At 42.5% G+C, this 13,731-nt stretch carries 14 protein-coding genes; 10 read left to right on the top strand and 4 right to left on the bottom strand.

The genetic code is table 11. The features are described from left to right. Positions 1–4 precede the first annotated feature (4 nt). On the bottom strand, positions 5–301 hold the full coding sequence (locus tag DFR63_RS02055; RefSeq protein WP_115884084.1) for a hypothetical protein: 297 nt from the start codon (positions 299–301) through the stop codon (positions 5–7). Between the two features lie 70 nt (positions 302–371). On the opposite strand from DFR63_RS02055, the gene DFR63_RS02060 reads away from it, so the two are divergent. From DFR63_RS02060 to ccpA, 9 genes are all read left to right on the top strand, one after another. After that, entirely contained in the window at positions 372–1,445 is a 1,074-nt protein-coding gene (locus tag DFR63_RS02060; protein ID WP_115884085.1) for a M42 family metallopeptidase, read from the top strand. Between the two features lie 3 nt (positions 1,446–1,448). Further along, the gene (locus DFR63_RS02065) at positions 1,449–2,438 is read left to right on the top strand and encodes a PTS sugar transporter subunit IIC (protein WP_115884086.1); all 990 of its coding nucleotides are present in this window, start codon (positions 1,449–1,451) and stop codon (positions 2,436–2,438) included. A 15-nt stretch (positions 2,439–2,453) separates the two neighbouring features. Continuing rightward, positions 2,454–3,263: a DUF1444 family protein gene (locus DFR63_RS02070; protein ID WP_115884087.1), complete on the top strand. Its 810-nt coding sequence runs from the start codon at positions 2,454–2,456 to the stop codon at positions 3,261–3,263. 11 nt (positions 3,264–3,274) lie between these two features. Continuing rightward, positions 3,275–3,868, top strand: a complete 594-nt coding sequence (ytpR, locus tag DFR63_RS02075) for a YtpR family tRNA-binding protein (protein WP_245954105.1) — start codon at positions 3,275–3,277, stop codon at positions 3,866–3,868. Positions 3,869–3,880: 12 nt separating this feature from the next. After that, the gene (locus DFR63_RS02080) at positions 3,881–5,566 is read left to right on the top strand and encodes a DNA translocase FtsK (RefSeq protein WP_115884088.1); all 1,686 of its coding nucleotides are present in this window, start codon (positions 3,881–3,883) and stop codon (positions 5,564–5,566) included. Between the two features lie 15 nt (positions 5,567–5,581). Further along, the gene (gene murC, locus DFR63_RS02085; RefSeq protein WP_115884089.1) at positions 5,582–6,883 is read left to right on the top strand and encodes a UDP-N-acetylmuramate--L-alanine ligase; all 1,302 of its coding nucleotides are present in this window, start codon (positions 5,582–5,584) and stop codon (positions 6,881–6,883) included. 95 nt (positions 6,884–6,978) lie between these two features. Further along, positions 6,979–7,452: a DUF948 domain-containing protein gene (locus DFR63_RS02090; RefSeq protein ID WP_115884090.1), complete on the top strand. Its 474-nt coding sequence runs from the start codon at positions 6,979–6,981 to the stop codon at positions 7,450–7,452. Positions 7,453–7,486: 34 nt separating this feature from the next. Beyond that, positions 7,487–7,942, top strand: a complete 456-nt coding sequence (locus tag DFR63_RS02095; protein WP_115884091.1) for a YtxH domain-containing protein — start codon at positions 7,487–7,489, stop codon at positions 7,940–7,942. Between the two features lie 127 nt (positions 7,943–8,069). Further along, on the top strand, positions 8,070–9,059 hold the full coding sequence (gene ccpA / locus DFR63_RS02100; RefSeq protein WP_115884092.1) for a catabolite control protein A: 990 nt from the start codon (positions 8,070–8,072) through the stop codon (positions 9,057–9,059). Between the two features lie 197 nt (positions 9,060–9,256). Here ccpA and DFR63_RS02105 read toward each other — a convergent pair whose 3' ends face one another. From DFR63_RS02105 to DFR63_RS02115, 3 genes are read right to left on the bottom strand one after another with little or no spacing between them, the layout of a single operon-like run. Then, a complete protein-coding gene (locus DFR63_RS02105) occupies positions 9,257–10,402 on the bottom strand; it encodes an acetoin utilization protein AcuC (protein ID WP_115884093.1) in 1,146 nt (381 codons plus the stop codon). After that, a complete protein-coding gene (locus DFR63_RS02110; RefSeq protein WP_115884094.1) occupies positions 10,402–11,037 on the bottom strand; it encodes a CBS and ACT domain-containing protein in 636 nt (211 codons plus the stop codon). The genes DFR63_RS02105 and DFR63_RS02110 overlap by 1 nt, the downstream gene beginning before the upstream one ends. A gap of 18 nt (positions 11,038–11,055) precedes the next feature. Next, on the bottom strand, positions 11,056–11,688 hold the full coding sequence (locus DFR63_RS02115; protein WP_415708139.1) for an N-acetyltransferase: 633 nt from the start codon (positions 11,686–11,688) through the stop codon (positions 11,056–11,058). A gap of 218 nt (positions 11,689–11,906) precedes the next feature. Here DFR63_RS02115 and acsA point away from each other — a divergent pair, with 218 nt between their 5' ends. Next, positions 11,907–13,616, top strand: a complete 1,710-nt coding sequence (acsA, locus tag DFR63_RS02120) for an acetate--CoA ligase (RefSeq protein WP_115884096.1) — start codon at positions 11,907–11,909, stop codon at positions 13,614–13,616. Positions 13,617–13,731 lie beyond the last annotated feature (115 nt).

Below are 13,731 nucleotides of genomic sequence, written 5' to 3' on the forward strand. Positions count from 1 at the left end.
GGGATTACTGAACAGTAATCTCCATGATTTCAGCTGTGTAAGGATCTGCTAAAAAGTTATATTTCACCGTATTTTCATCATTGCCGACATGCAGCACACCGCTTACGGTGTTTGTATTTAAACCAAAACGGTTTTGGCCGTCTGCCTGGTAGTCGAGTGAAATGAATGAAATGTCTTCAAATTGAAGGTGCAGGTTATCGACAATTTTCTTCGTATCGACTCTGCGGTGCAGTAATAACCATACTAATAGCGGAATAACCGTTACAGCCAATAATGTAAATACAATCAAATTACGCTTCATATGTACATCCTCCTTATGAAGTAGTTTAACACAGAATATTAAATAATTAACAATTAAAAGGGGTATTTTCATGGAACTGTCGAAAAAAACACTGGAAAGAATGAAGACTTTAACAGAATTGCACGGTGCACCCGGATTTGAAGATAAAGTGCGTGAATACATGAGAGCTGAACTGTCGGAATATGCTGATGAAATTATTCAGGATGGTCTCGGCGGTATTTTTGCAGTCAAAAAGAGCAAAAATAAAAATGCTCCGAAAGTTCTTGTCGCAGCTCATATGGATGAGGTCGGTTTTATGGTCACTGAACTGACGGACAACGGCTTCCTTAAATTTACGCCGCTTGGCGGCTGGCCGACTGATGTTTTATTAAGCCAGCGGTTTTCAGTGCGCACAGCATCGGATGAAGAAATTACAGGCGTTATCGGCAGCGTGCCGGTTCACTTCAGAAGAGGTGAAAACAAAGAGACTAAAATCGAAGACATGCTTCTCGATGTGGGTGCGGACTCAAAAGAGGAACTGCTTGAAATGGGGATCAATCTCGGTGATTCCATCGTGCCGAAAGTCGATTTTCAGGTTCTTAAAAATGACAAAAAATTACTTGCCAAAGCTTGGGACAACAGATATGGCTGCCTGATTGCGATTGAAACGCTCGAGTCGCTTAAAGATACTGAGCTCGACTGTGATTTGTATATTGGAGCAAATGTTCAGGAAGAAGTTGGGCTTCGCGGAGCGAAAGCCAGCGCTAATATGATTAAGCCCGATATTGCTTTCGTTGTTGACTGTTCACCGGCCAACGATATGATGGGCAAAAAAGACGATCTTGGCAAGATAGGAGAGGGAACTCTGCTTCGTCTGTTTGACCGCACTATGATTCTCTCTCCAAAAATGCGGGAGTTCCTGCTCGATACAGCCAAAGCCTCGGATGTTAAGTATCAGTATTATCACTCACCGGGCGGAACGGATGCCGGCAGCATTCATGTCTCAGGGAACGGAGTGCCGTCAGCTGTAGTCGGTATTTGTTCACGCTATATTCACACGGCGAACTCCATTATTAACTATGAGGATTATTTGCATGCACATAATTTATTAACTTCACTGATTAAAAACGTCAATAAAGAAACTGCAGGCAGAATCCGGGGGTAAGCTATGAAAAACATACTGCACCGCTGGTTTATAGAAGCGATGAGTTTTATGGCACTCGGATTATTCGGCACTTTAATCATCGGTCTGATTATTAATACTGCGGCATCTTATATCCCGTTTTTAAGCAGCCTGTCGGTAATCGGCGATACAGCACAGAGCTTAACAGGCGCTGCGATCGGTGTTGCCATTGCTTACGGCTTGAAGTCTCCCCCGCTCGTTATTTTCTCGGTGCTCGCTGTCAGCCAGCACGCTTATGATCTAGGCGGGGCGGCTGCGAGTTTTATCGTAAGTTTAATAATTATTGAAGCGGCGAGACTTTATCAGCAGAAAACGAAACTCGATATAATCGTGACACCGCTGTTTACTTTAATTGCCGGTTTTCTAATCGCCGGTTTAATCGGCGAAGCAGTAGGCGGTGTAATGACGGGGCTTGGTGATATTATCGTCTTTGCGACTGATCAGCAGCCGTTTATGATGGGCATTCTTGTAAGTGTCGTCTTCGGCATCACGCTGACAGCGCCGCTGTCGAGTGCGGCTCTTGCTCTCATGCTCGACTTAAGCGGCGTAGCCGCCGGTGCAGCAGTTATCGGCTGCTGCTGCCATATGGTCGGGCTCGCTGCGATGAGCTACAAAGATAACGGCGTATCCGGTGTCATTTCAATCGGTGTCGGCACATCGATGCTGCAGGTGCCGAATATACTGAGGAATCCATTCATTATTATGCCGCCGGTTATCGCCAGTGCAATTATTGCACCGATTATGACTGTCTTTTTTCCGATGGAAAATAATGCAGCCGGGGCAGGCATGGGAACGAGCGGCTTCGTCGGCCAGATTATGGCAGTTGAAACGATGGGGCTGTCGATGTCCACTGTGATGCTGATTCTGGTATTTCATATCGTTTTACCTCTAATTGTAACTCTGATATTCTATAAACTGTTTAGCTTTTACGGGTTTATTAAACAGGGCGATCAAATTATTAGCTTAGGTAAATAACACAGGAGGTAAATCATGAATATTTATAAATTGCGTGATCTGATTATTGAAAGAATCACGGCAAAAAGAAATGATGTTTCACATAAATTCAACCGCGAAAAGGAAGAACTGCGCGTTGAGCGTACTGATAACGGTCAGGGAATTACAATTGCTTTATCAAAAGCACTGAATAAAGCGAAGAATGATGATAAAATTATAGATGAAATTGTTTATTATATCGATGAATCTCTGACGCGTATGGGAGAAGAGAAAATCGATGCGGAGACAGCGGCGATTTACCCCGTTGTCCGTGCAACGAGTTTCCCCGATAAAACTAAAGGCGGAGAGCCGTTTATCATTACACCGCATACGAATGAAACGAATATTTATTATGCAGTTGATTTTGATAAGAGTTACCGATTAATCGACGAAGCATTGCTTGACTCTCTCGGCATGTCGGAAGAAGATATGAAAGTGCTTGCGGAAAACAATTTAAAAAATCTGCCGGTTGAAATTAAAAAACAGACAGTTCAGGACAATGATTTTTACTTCATTAATCATAATGACGGCTACGATTCGTCGCGTATTTTAAATACGGACTTCCTGTATGAAATGCTGGAAAAAACAGAAGGTGAAATGCTGGTCGGCCTGCCGCATCAGGATGTGCTGATTATAGCAGACTGTAAAAATAACGTCGGCTACGATATTATGGCACAGATGATGATGCAGTACTTTGCAGAAGGACTGACACCGATAACATCTCTGTCGTTTTCATACGACGGAGCTAAGCTGCAGCCTGTATTTATATTAGGCAAGCAGAGAAATTACAATAAAAAAAACAAATAGCGAAGAAAGTAGTGAATGATGTGAGACTCACATACAATGAAAACGTTGGAGATGTATTATTTGTAACATTAAGAAAGACGGAGAATGTCTCATATGAACACCATGGCGATATTACTCTGATTAAAGACGGCGATGAAGTCATCGGCCTGAATATTTTCAAGGCAGCAGATAACCTGTCACTTGACAATGCGGACATCAGCGACTATGAAACGATGGTGCCTCGTATTAACGAACTCCTTCAGAAGAAGGGCCTTGATACAATTGAGTTCGATCTGACACCGAAGTTTATCGTCGGCAAAGTAATCGAAAAAGAAGCGCATCCGGATGCGGATAAACTGAATGTAACAAAAGTGGATGTCGGCACAGAAGTGCTGCAGATTGTCTGCGGCGCGCCGAACGTTGATACAGAGCAGAAGGTTGTCGTAGCAAGAGTCGGTGCTGTAATGCCCGGCGGTTTATTTATTAAGCCTTCTACTCTCCGGGGTGTGGATTCAAACGGGATGATTTGTTCTAAGAAGGAACTTAACTTAAAAGATGACGGGGTAAAAGGTATCTATGTTTTAGACGGCAGTTACAGCGTCGGCCAGCCGTTCCCGGTCGGATAAAGGTGAGATTAAATGACGAGAAGAAAAAGACGAGAATTTAATAAGGAACGACACGACAGAGAAGAGAGTAAAGAAGCATTCAAGTTTCCTCTTGATATCGGGAGTCCGGACGATGCGGATAACGGACCTGAAACTCTATTATATTCACCGCCTGCCTATGTCAGACGGCCGCAGCAGGAAACGAAATACAGCACGTTGAGACCGTCGGTAAAACGGCCGACGAGAATGACAATTTCTAAAGCGCGTCAGGTTCCATCGTCAGTTTACGGCTTAAAAAAGCCGGAACGGCCCGAACGGGATGAGCGTGAAATTTACCTTGAAAAATTTAAAAATTATAATTCTGTCATTGTCGATAAAATTGTGCAGGAACGTACCGAACGTGAAAAAAGGAAAGATAAACAGAAGATAAAAGAGCAGCAGCGCCGTACGGAGCTTGCTGCGCTTAAAAAGAAACGCGACTCAGAAAGAGCAGGCGGCGCAAAGTTCAGGCAAAAAGCGCCAGCGAGAGAAAAGCGGCATGATACACTGAGTGTACTCGGTTCAAAACAGAACAAGCTGCGCGAAAAACAGCAGGCGGCAAACGGCAAACGAATCGGCCCGAATGCAACACAGCCGGGTATAAGCATACTCGGAAGCGCCCAGGCAGCTGATTATAAAGAACCGGACAAAGCGCTGGCAGAAAAAATTGATGAAGCATTTGTTAAACTGAATGTGGAGGGCCGTGTCATCAGTTATACTTCAAACGGTATTATCGGCCGCTATGAAGTGAAGCTGAACCGTGCCTTTAGAGTCAGTAATATACCGCGTCTGAATGCAGCTTTGAAAGAAGAACTCAGCCTTAATGAACTGCGTATTATGAGCCCGCTGATTGGCACGTCCAACATTGGTCTCGAAGTTCCGCTTGAAAATCCGCGTCCGATTACTTTCCGCACGCTTTTTGAAGCGAGCAGTCTAAAGCTTCGTAAAAGTGATTACAAATTTGCAGTCGGTAAAACGGTTGACGATAAAATTTTCAGCTATGAATTATCAAAAGCAGGACATATTTTAATTTACGGCAATCAGCCGAATTACGATACGAATGTAATCGACAATATACTGCTGTCGCTGTTAATGAACCATAATTCGAACGATTTAAAAATTGCAATTGCAGCTGAAGATGACAAATATGATGACTATCTCGACGTGCCGCATTCATACAGCAGCAGAGTTTCACTGACAGACAAAGAAACACTGAAAATGTTTCTGCACGAGCTGAATGAACGCAGTGTGGCGTTCAGAAGGGCACATGTCAGAAATATTCAGAGTTATAACAGCCGCGTGAAATTCGAGTCGAGAAAAGCAACCCTGGTAATTATTATCGATGATCTTGCTGCCTTATTGCAGAATAAAAATCCGGATGCAGTACGCGCGCTGATACAAATTTTAAAACAGGGAAAACCTCTCGGCATTCATGTCATTGCAAATCATATGAATACAAAAATCGATATCCGCTACGAACTTTTGCAGCTGCTGCAGACCAAGATTGCCTTTTACGATCCGGATAATAATGCAGTAAGCGGCACAGATGAACTGACACAGGGCAATGATGCACTAGCTGTCATTCCTACTTCCAACAAACCGAACCGGATATCAATCGGCACGGTGAACAAAACAGTAAAACAGAGTGTATTTGATCATATAAAATATAATAATCGATGAAAGATTGGTGTAATCGTGAAGAAATATCATTTTATCGGAATAAAGGGTGCGGGAATGAGCGCACTTGCTCAGGTTCTCTATGACATAGGTCATGAAGTGCAGGGTTCTGATATTGAAAACGAAGTATTTACAGAGGGTCCATTGCGTAAAAAGGGAATAAAAATATTGCCTTTTTCCGAAGATAATATCGTCGAAGGCATGACATATATTGCAGGAAATGCATTTAAAGATGACCATCCTGAAATAAAAAAAGCTTATGAAATGGGCTTTGAAGTCATCCGTTATCATGTGTTTTTAGCAGACTTTATGGGCAGCTATATTTCAATCGGGGTTACCGGTTCGCACGGTAAAACATCGACGACAGGTCTTCTTTCGCACGTGATGAACGGAGATGTAGAAACGACGTATCTGATTGGTGACGGCACGGGATTTGGCCTGCCGGACAGTAAATATTTTACTTTTGAATCATGTGAATATAAACGTCACTTCCTGAGCTACTATCCCGACTATGCAATCATTACAAACATAGATTTTGATCACCCTGATTACTTTAATGATATTTCAGATGTAGTGGACGCATTTAAGGAAATGGCATCGCAGGTGAAGAAATGTGTTATTGCTTACGGCAATGACCCGTATATCGGACAAATTAAAGAACACGTGAAGGATATGCTGACCTACGGTATTGAGAGCAGTGATGATATCATTGCGAAGAATATTAAAGTGACTGAATCCGGCACTGTTTTTGATGTGGAAATTAAAGGTGTTCATTATGATACATTTAAAATTCCGATGTTTGGTGATCACCTCGTCTTAAATTCGCTGGCAGTAATCGGAGTCTCTTATCTTGAAGACTTGGATATCGACTTGATTAAAGAATCATTTTTAAATTATAAAGGTGTAAAACGTCGTTTTTCTGAAACTAAACTTCATAATATGGTAATTGTTGACGATTATGCCCATCACCCAAAAGAAATCGATGCCACACTTGAGACAGCACGTAAAAAATATCCGGGTCGTGAAATTATCTCGGTTTTCCAGCCGCATACCTTTTCGCGCACGGAAAAATTCCTGCAGGAATTTGCCAATGTACTGTCAACGTCTGATAAAGCCTATATAGTTGATATCTTTGGCTCAGCTCGTGAAACTGCCGGCAATTTATCGAGCAAAGACCTGGTCGATTTAATACCCGGGGCAGAGCTGCTGACGGAAGCCGACCTCGAACGTCTCGATAAACATGCAGACGGCGTTATTATATTTATGGGTGCAGGAGATATCCAGAAATATGAAAAACGCTTCACTGAACTGCTCTCTTAAAATAACGAAGAGTTAATATAAAATAAATGTTTATATCATTGTGAATTAGGTTATGATAATTAAGAATACAGAAAAGAAATATTGGAGGCGTTAGAATGGATTGGCAAATAGTTTTATATATTGCCGCGGGTATTGCCGCGATTGCATTTTTAGTACTGTGTATCGCAATTGCAGTTGTACTGTTCTCGGTTAAGAAAAACCTGGACCACGTAGCCAGCACCTTAGATGGACTGGATGGTCAGATTCAGGGAATTACACGCGAGTCAACAGACCTTCTGCACAAATCGAATCGTTTAGTTGAAGATATTCAAGGCAAGTCTGAAAAACTTAATGCTGTAGTGGATGCAGTGCAGGGTATCGGTTATTCTGTAACCAACTTAAATGATTCTGTCGACCGTGTTACGAATTCAATTACACATAATATTTCTCAAAATGAAGAGAAAATTTCACAGGTTGTACAATGGTCAAACGTTGCTATGGAAATTGCGGATAAATGGCAAATAAGACAGCAGCAGCGCAACAGAGCTTACAATAAAGTGAATGTGGATGGGCAGTCAGAGAATTTATAAGTCTCAATGATTGATCCTATTTGGAGGTTAAATCATGGAAACGTATAATAGAGACAGACACGTAAAAGGTGTCGAGAGCTACGATGCACAAGTAGAAACATCGACCGGCCGCGATTTTACGGTAGGTCTCGCATTGGGATTATTCGTCGGCGTTGTCGGCGGTCTGTTTATCGCTCCTAAATCGGGAGATGCTTTAAGAGATGACATTAAGAAGCTCCAGGATTCTGTAGTCAATGAACAGAATGACGGACCTTCAATCTCTGAAAAGCTCGATGAGAAAGTCAGTGATGTTAAACAGATGGTTAAAGACAAGAAAGCTGAAATGGACGAAAAATCGAGAGTTAAGAAACTCGATGACTCAGCAGTCCAGCTTCAGCAGCAGGCAATCCAGGAGGAAGTCGCAGACAGTAATCTGAAGCGGCCGAACGTGGTTGATATGTCGAAATACGCGGAGAAATCCGTTGCAAAGCCCAAAAAATCGGATAAATAATTCAGTCACTCCATGTGACTGAATTTTTTTGTTATAATATTGTTACATATACGGTACCAAAGAAGGCAAAAATTTGATATTATTGATTAAAACGTTTACATTTTCACATTAGACTCGGAGGGATATTATGACAGTTACTATATATGATGTGGCTAGAGAAGCAAAAGTCTCCATGGCAACAGTTTCTAGAGTCTTAAATGGTAATCCAAACGTCAAACCTGAAACAAGAAAAAAAGTTAAAGATGTTATAGATAGATTGAACTATCGCCCGAATGCGGTGGCAAGAGGACTTGCAAGCAAGAAAACGACGACAGTCGGCGTGATTATTCCGGATATTTCAGATCTTTATTATTCAGCGCTGGCGCGGGGCCTTGAAGACATCGCAGAAATGTATAATTACCAAATTATTATTACGAACACAGATCAGGATCCTAAGAAAGAACGCAATGCCTTTTTAAACCTAGTCAGCAAACAGGTTGACGGCATTATTTTCCTCGGCGGAAAACTGAACAGCGATGTGCTTCAGGATATTGAAACTTCAAGAGTGCCTGTAGTGATTTGCGGATCAGGTGAGGAAGATAATGACATTCCGAACGTTAATATTAATTACTATGAAGCAGCAAAAGAAGTTGCAGGGAAGCTCATCGCTGACGGCACTAAAAATATCTGTTTTGTTACAGCAGGATACTCCCGTTATCAGGAATCACGTATGATTTCAGGCATGAAAGAAGCATATGAAGAAGCGGGATTCAACGGCGACGATTATTTGATGACAGAAGATGCCGGTGATTACGAAAAAGGTAAAGAAATCTTCGGCAAACTGCTCGATAATGAACGCGATGCAGTCATTGTTATCAGTGACGAAGCAGCGATAGGTATACTGCACGGCGGGCATGAACATGGAGTCGCAATGCCTCAGCGTCTGCAGATTATCAGCTGTTCAAATACGCGTCTGGTAACGATGGTGAGACCGAAAATTTCGAGTGTCGCAGTACCATTATATGACCTTGGCGCAGTAGGCATGAGACTGCTGACAAAACTGATGAATGAAGAAAAAGTCGATACTACATCAGTCGAACTGCCTTACAGTATCGATTACCGTACGACCACAAGATAATGAACAAAGAAGAAACCTGAGGACCTCTTGATGAGAGGAGAGCCTCCGGTTTTTTGTTTTGTATGGACTTTGTTAAATCGACAATGTACATAGAAAAAGCTGCATAGACTTTGTGAAAACAACAACGTCCATACAGCTCAAAAACATACCTCAAAATTCACAACCTACTGACCTGCCATAAAAAGATAAACACCCGCTCACTGTTCCAGATACATCATAAGCCGGTCGAGCATACTCTTATTTTTCTCCGCAATCTCAACACGGCGCGGAATATCTGTAAAATCTTCCAGTGTATCTTCCCACAGCACAGGGAAGTCCACTTGACATTTTTCCTTGTATTTATCGATAAATTTCTCCGGGAGCGGTCCTGACGGAGCATCGATATCTTTCATGGCCAGCCATACCTGGCTCCACATCCGGGGGACGACCTGCCAGATATTGTAACCGCCGCCGCCAACCGCAATCCACTTGCCGTCAGTATACTTATCTGCGAGCCCGCGAACGAAACGCGGTATTTCCTCATATGATCTGGAAGTCAAAGCTAAATGAGTCATCGGGTCCCGGAAGTGCGCATCTACACCGTTCTGGCTCAGAATAATGTCGGGTTTAAAAATCTGGATTGCCTGTTCAATACTTGTTTTAAAGACTTCGAGAAATGACTCATCTTCAGTAAATGCATCGATGGGCAGATTCATCGTGAAACCGAAGCCTTCTTCTGTACCGCGTTCAGTAGCACTGCCTGTTCCGGGAAATAAATATCTGCCGGTTTCATGAATCGAATATGTCACAATATCGCTCCGGTTGTAGAAGGTCCACTGCACACCGTCACCGTGATGGGCGTCTGTATCGATATACATCACTTTTTTGCCGTATTTCTGGGCGAGGTATTCGCATGCAATCGCAGTATCATTATAGACACAGAAGCCGTTTGCCTTGCCGCTGAATCCGTGATGCAGTCCTCCGGCTAGACTTAAGGCCTTATCGGTCTGTCCGGTCATTACCAGATCGACAGCTGTCAGCGTGGCGCCAACGAGAGCCGCACACTTTTCATGCATATCTTTAAAGCTCGGTGTATCTTCCGAATCCAGACCGTACTTCGCCAATTCTTCTTTCGGCAGTTCGCCGTGTCCCGCTGCCCGCACAGCTTCGATATAATCACGGGAGTGGACGAGAGCGAGTTCCTCGTCAGTTGCTTTGCGCGGTTTAATAATATCCTCATCAGTTAAAAATCCGGCATCCGTTAATAAGTCCGTCGTTAATTTTAAGCGCATCTGATTAAAAGGATGAGTATCGTTAAACCGGTATTTAAGCAGTTCATCGGTATAAACATACAAGGGTTTCATTACGACATCTCGCTTGGATCCAGTACATTAAATCCGGATTCTTTTAATTTTTCTATAGCAATTAACGGATTCATTGCATCGATGCGCAGTACGATAATTTTGTGATCTTTTTTATCTGCATTCGGATAAATTGAAATGCTGACGATTTTAATATTCAGGTCTTTGAATACTTTTCCGATATCAAATATGACTCCCATGCGGTCCTTAATATCAATTTCGATAATAGAACCGGGCTCTTTAATGCCTGTCAGCTCGAGGAAAGTATTAAGCATGTCTTTCTGGGTAACGATACCGACGATTTCTGTCCCGCGCATTACTGGAATTGCTCCAATCGCATAATGATAAAAATCTTTAGCGATTTCTTCGACGAAGTCGAGCGGATGGCAGGTGGTGACCTGCTGGCGCATAATCTTATTCAATTCGAGATCGAGCGATAAATCAGCATTCTTATTTGTAATGGACGGCAAGGCGAGATTCACATCTTTATCGGAAATAATACCTGCCAGACGGTTATTGTCATCCACAATCGGTATATGCCGGATTGACAGGCGGCTCATCAGGTTCATCGCTTCGTGTATTGTATCGTTGATGTGGAGTGTCTCCACGGGAGAAGTCATAATTCTTTCTACTAGCATTTATCATCGCACCTCTCGTTAAATTAAAAAGCGGTTTTTAAAACGGATTTCATCAAATTGCTGCATTTGTCTGTCATTAATATTTTTACCTATACGTGCCATCAGTGTGTTAGCCGGGTGACCTGTAATTTCAGGATCATTTGTCTGGAATACTTCGTAGCCCGCCCGCTGCATCAGACGGATCATAAGATTTTTGTACTCGTAGACATCGAGGCCGCTGTTTTTTAAGTCCCAGTGCCAATAATATTCTGTCGTAATGATAATATAATTTTCGATAAAATCATCGTAAGTGGACAGTTCCAGCATCTTGCCGGCAAGACCGAGTCCCCGGCAGGGCAGGGCGACTTCAACTGCGCCGAGCTCCATAATGAAAGAATGATTCCCATCTGACCATCGCTCGAGCGGGTCGGGGTGAAGAAATATAATATAGCCGACAATATGCTTATTTATATGACTGACGATAATTCTGCCTTCCGGAAGTTCCGCAATTTCCACGAGTGCCTGAAACTGTTCATCCGGACGTCTGAACGCGGTTAAATTATCGTCAAATGTATACGTTCTTAAAGTGTCGCTGTCAACAGGGCCTTCAATAATGACCATGTCAGATTCTGTTTTAGTTTCCATTTTAAAATAGTGTTTTTGATGCCTCAATGGAACACCCCTTTTAAAAGTAATTAAATGTTATGAAAAAACAAATTCATTATCATTATATATTATCGGCTATTCATACTAAAGTGAAAGCGGTTTTATTTAATAAAAATAAAGAAAATAAAAGAAATCAAGCGTTTTCATAGAATTCTGAACTGCCTTTCAATATAATGGCTATATGAAAGCGAAATCATAAATACAAACAAGGGGTGTCGTTAAGGATGAAAGTAGAACTTTACGAAGCAACAGATCAACATGCGAACATGCCGAATTACGAAGCGGCAAAAGAAAATTTCTCATGGGAAGAGATTGAAAAAGAATTTTCATGGTACGAAACAGGAAAAGTTAATATGGCTTATGAAGCTATTGATAAACATGTGGACGAAGGATATGGAGATAAGATTGCGCTTCACTATAAGCTGAATGATGATATTCAGTCTTTTACTTTTAAAGAAATGAAAGAGAATTCAAATAAAGCAGCTAACATTTTAAAAGATGCCGGAGTGAAAAAGGGAGACCGCGTATTTATCTTTATGGCACGGTCACCAGAATTATATTTTGCACTGCTCGGCGCTTTAAAAATCGGTGCTGTAGTCGGACCGCTGTTTGAAGCGTTTATGGAGAAAGCGGTCAAAGACAGACTTGAAAACAGTGAAGCATCAACTATTATTACAACGACGGAATTGCTGCCGAGAATTCCCGTTGATGACTTGCCTGATTTAAAAAATATTATCGTTACAGGTGACGATGCAGAAGATCAGTACACTAATTTTAATAAAGAAATGGAAAAAGCATCGAAAGAGTTTGATATTGAGTGGCTGGATAAGGAAGACGGTCTGATTTTACATTATACAAGCGGATCAACAGGGCAGCCGAAAGGTGTACTGCACGCACAGTACGCCATGGTGCAGCAGTATATTTCAGGTAAATACGTGCTCGACTTAAAAGAAGATGATGTCTACTGGTGTACAGCCGACCCGGGCTGGGTAACAGGTACTTCCTACGGAATATTTGCTCCATGGCTGAACCGGACGACTAATGTTATTGTCGGCGGCAGATTCTCTGCAGAATCATGGTACAGTGCTCTCGAACAGCTGAAAGTAACTGTCTGGTACAGTGCACCGACAGCATTCAGAATGCTGATGGGCAGCAGTGACAATGTAGTAGAGAAATATGATCTATCATCACTGAGACACATACTGTCAGTCGGAGAACCTTTAAACCCTGAAGTTGTTAAATGGGGGATGGAAGTATTTAACCTCCGTATTCACGATACTTGGTGGATGACTGAAACAGGTGCGCATATGATTGTTAATTTCCCTTCTGTGGATATTAAGGGCGGCTCGATGGGTAAACCGCTGCCTGGAATTAAAGCGACCATTGTCGATGACCAGGGCAATGAGCTGCCGCCAAACCGTATGGGGAACCTCGCTCTGAAAGCAGGGTGGCCGGCGATGATGCGTGAAATTTGGAAAAACAAACCGAAGTATGATTCTTACTTTATCGGTGACTGGTATATTTCAGGAGACTCTGCCTACCGTGATGAAGACGGCTACTTCTGGTTCCAGGGACGTGTCGACGATGTCATTATGACCGCGGGCGAGCGTGTCGGTCCATTTGAAATTGAGTCCAAACTTGTCGAACATGAAGCAGTGCAGGAAGCGGGGGTTATCGGTAAGCCGGATCCTGTCAGAGGAGAAATTGTGAAGGCGTTTATCGCGCTTAGAAGCGGTTATGAGCCGACTGACGATTTAAAAGAAGAAATCCGTGTATTCGTAAAAAACGGTCTCGCAGCACATGCGGCACCGAAAGAAATAGAGTTTAAAGACAGTCTGCCGAAAACGCGCAGCGGTAAAATTATGAGACGGGTGCTTAAAGCATGGGAACTCGATTTACCGGCAGGCGACCTGTCATCGATGGACGATGATTAAATTAATAAATTATAAGAAAATTTAAATAGTAATCGAAAAGCAGGCCGTTTACAATGGCCTGCTTTCATTTTTTATGTCATAATGAATAAGAGTTGTGAAATCGTTTTACAACGCA

It is taken from the genome of Jeotgalicoccus halotolerans (assembly GCF_003387165.1).
Taxonomy (GTDB): Bacteria; Bacillota; Bacilli; order Staphylococcales; family Salinicoccaceae; genus Jeotgalicoccus; species Jeotgalicoccus halotolerans.

Excerpts from the sequence above, each read along its gene's own strand:
- DFR63_RS02055 (WP_115884084.1), bottom strand. The coding sequence starts at position 301 with ATGAAGCGTAATTTGATTGTATTTACATTATTGGCTGTAACGGTTATT.
- DFR63_RS02060 (WP_115884085.1), top strand. The coding sequence starts at position 372 with ATGGAACTGTCGAAAAAAACACTGGAAAGAATGAAGACTTTAACAGAA.
- DFR63_RS02065 (WP_115884086.1), top strand. The coding sequence starts at position 1,449 with ATGAAAAACATACTGCACCGCTGGTTTATAGAAGCGATGAGTTTTATG.
- DFR63_RS02070 (WP_115884087.1), top strand. The coding sequence starts at position 2,454 with ATGAATATTTATAAATTGCGTGATCTGATTATTGAAAGAATCACGGCA.
- DFR63_RS02080 (WP_115884088.1), top strand. The coding sequence starts at position 3,881 with ATGACGAGAAGAAAAAGACGAGAATTTAATAAGGAACGACACGACAGA.
- DFR63_RS02090 (WP_115884090.1), top strand. The coding sequence starts at position 6,979 with ATGGATTGGCAAATAGTTTTATATATTGCCGCGGGTATTGCCGCGATT.
- DFR63_RS02095 (WP_115884091.1), top strand. The coding sequence starts at position 7,487 with ATGGAAACGTATAATAGAGACAGACACGTAAAAGGTGTCGAGAGCTAC.
- ccpA (WP_115884092.1), top strand. The coding sequence starts at position 8,070 with ATGACAGTTACTATATATGATGTGGCTAGAGAAGCAAAAGTCTCCATG.
- DFR63_RS02105 (WP_115884093.1), bottom strand. The coding sequence starts at position 10,402 with ATGAAACCCTTGTATGTTTATACCGATGAACTGCTTAAATACCGGTTT.
- DFR63_RS02110 (WP_115884094.1), bottom strand. The coding sequence starts at position 11,037 with ATGCTAGTAGAAAGAATTATGACTTCTCCCGTGGAGACACTCCACATC.
- acsA (WP_115884096.1), top strand. The coding sequence starts at position 11,907 with ATGAAAGTAGAACTTTACGAAGCAACAGATCAACATGCGAACATGCCG.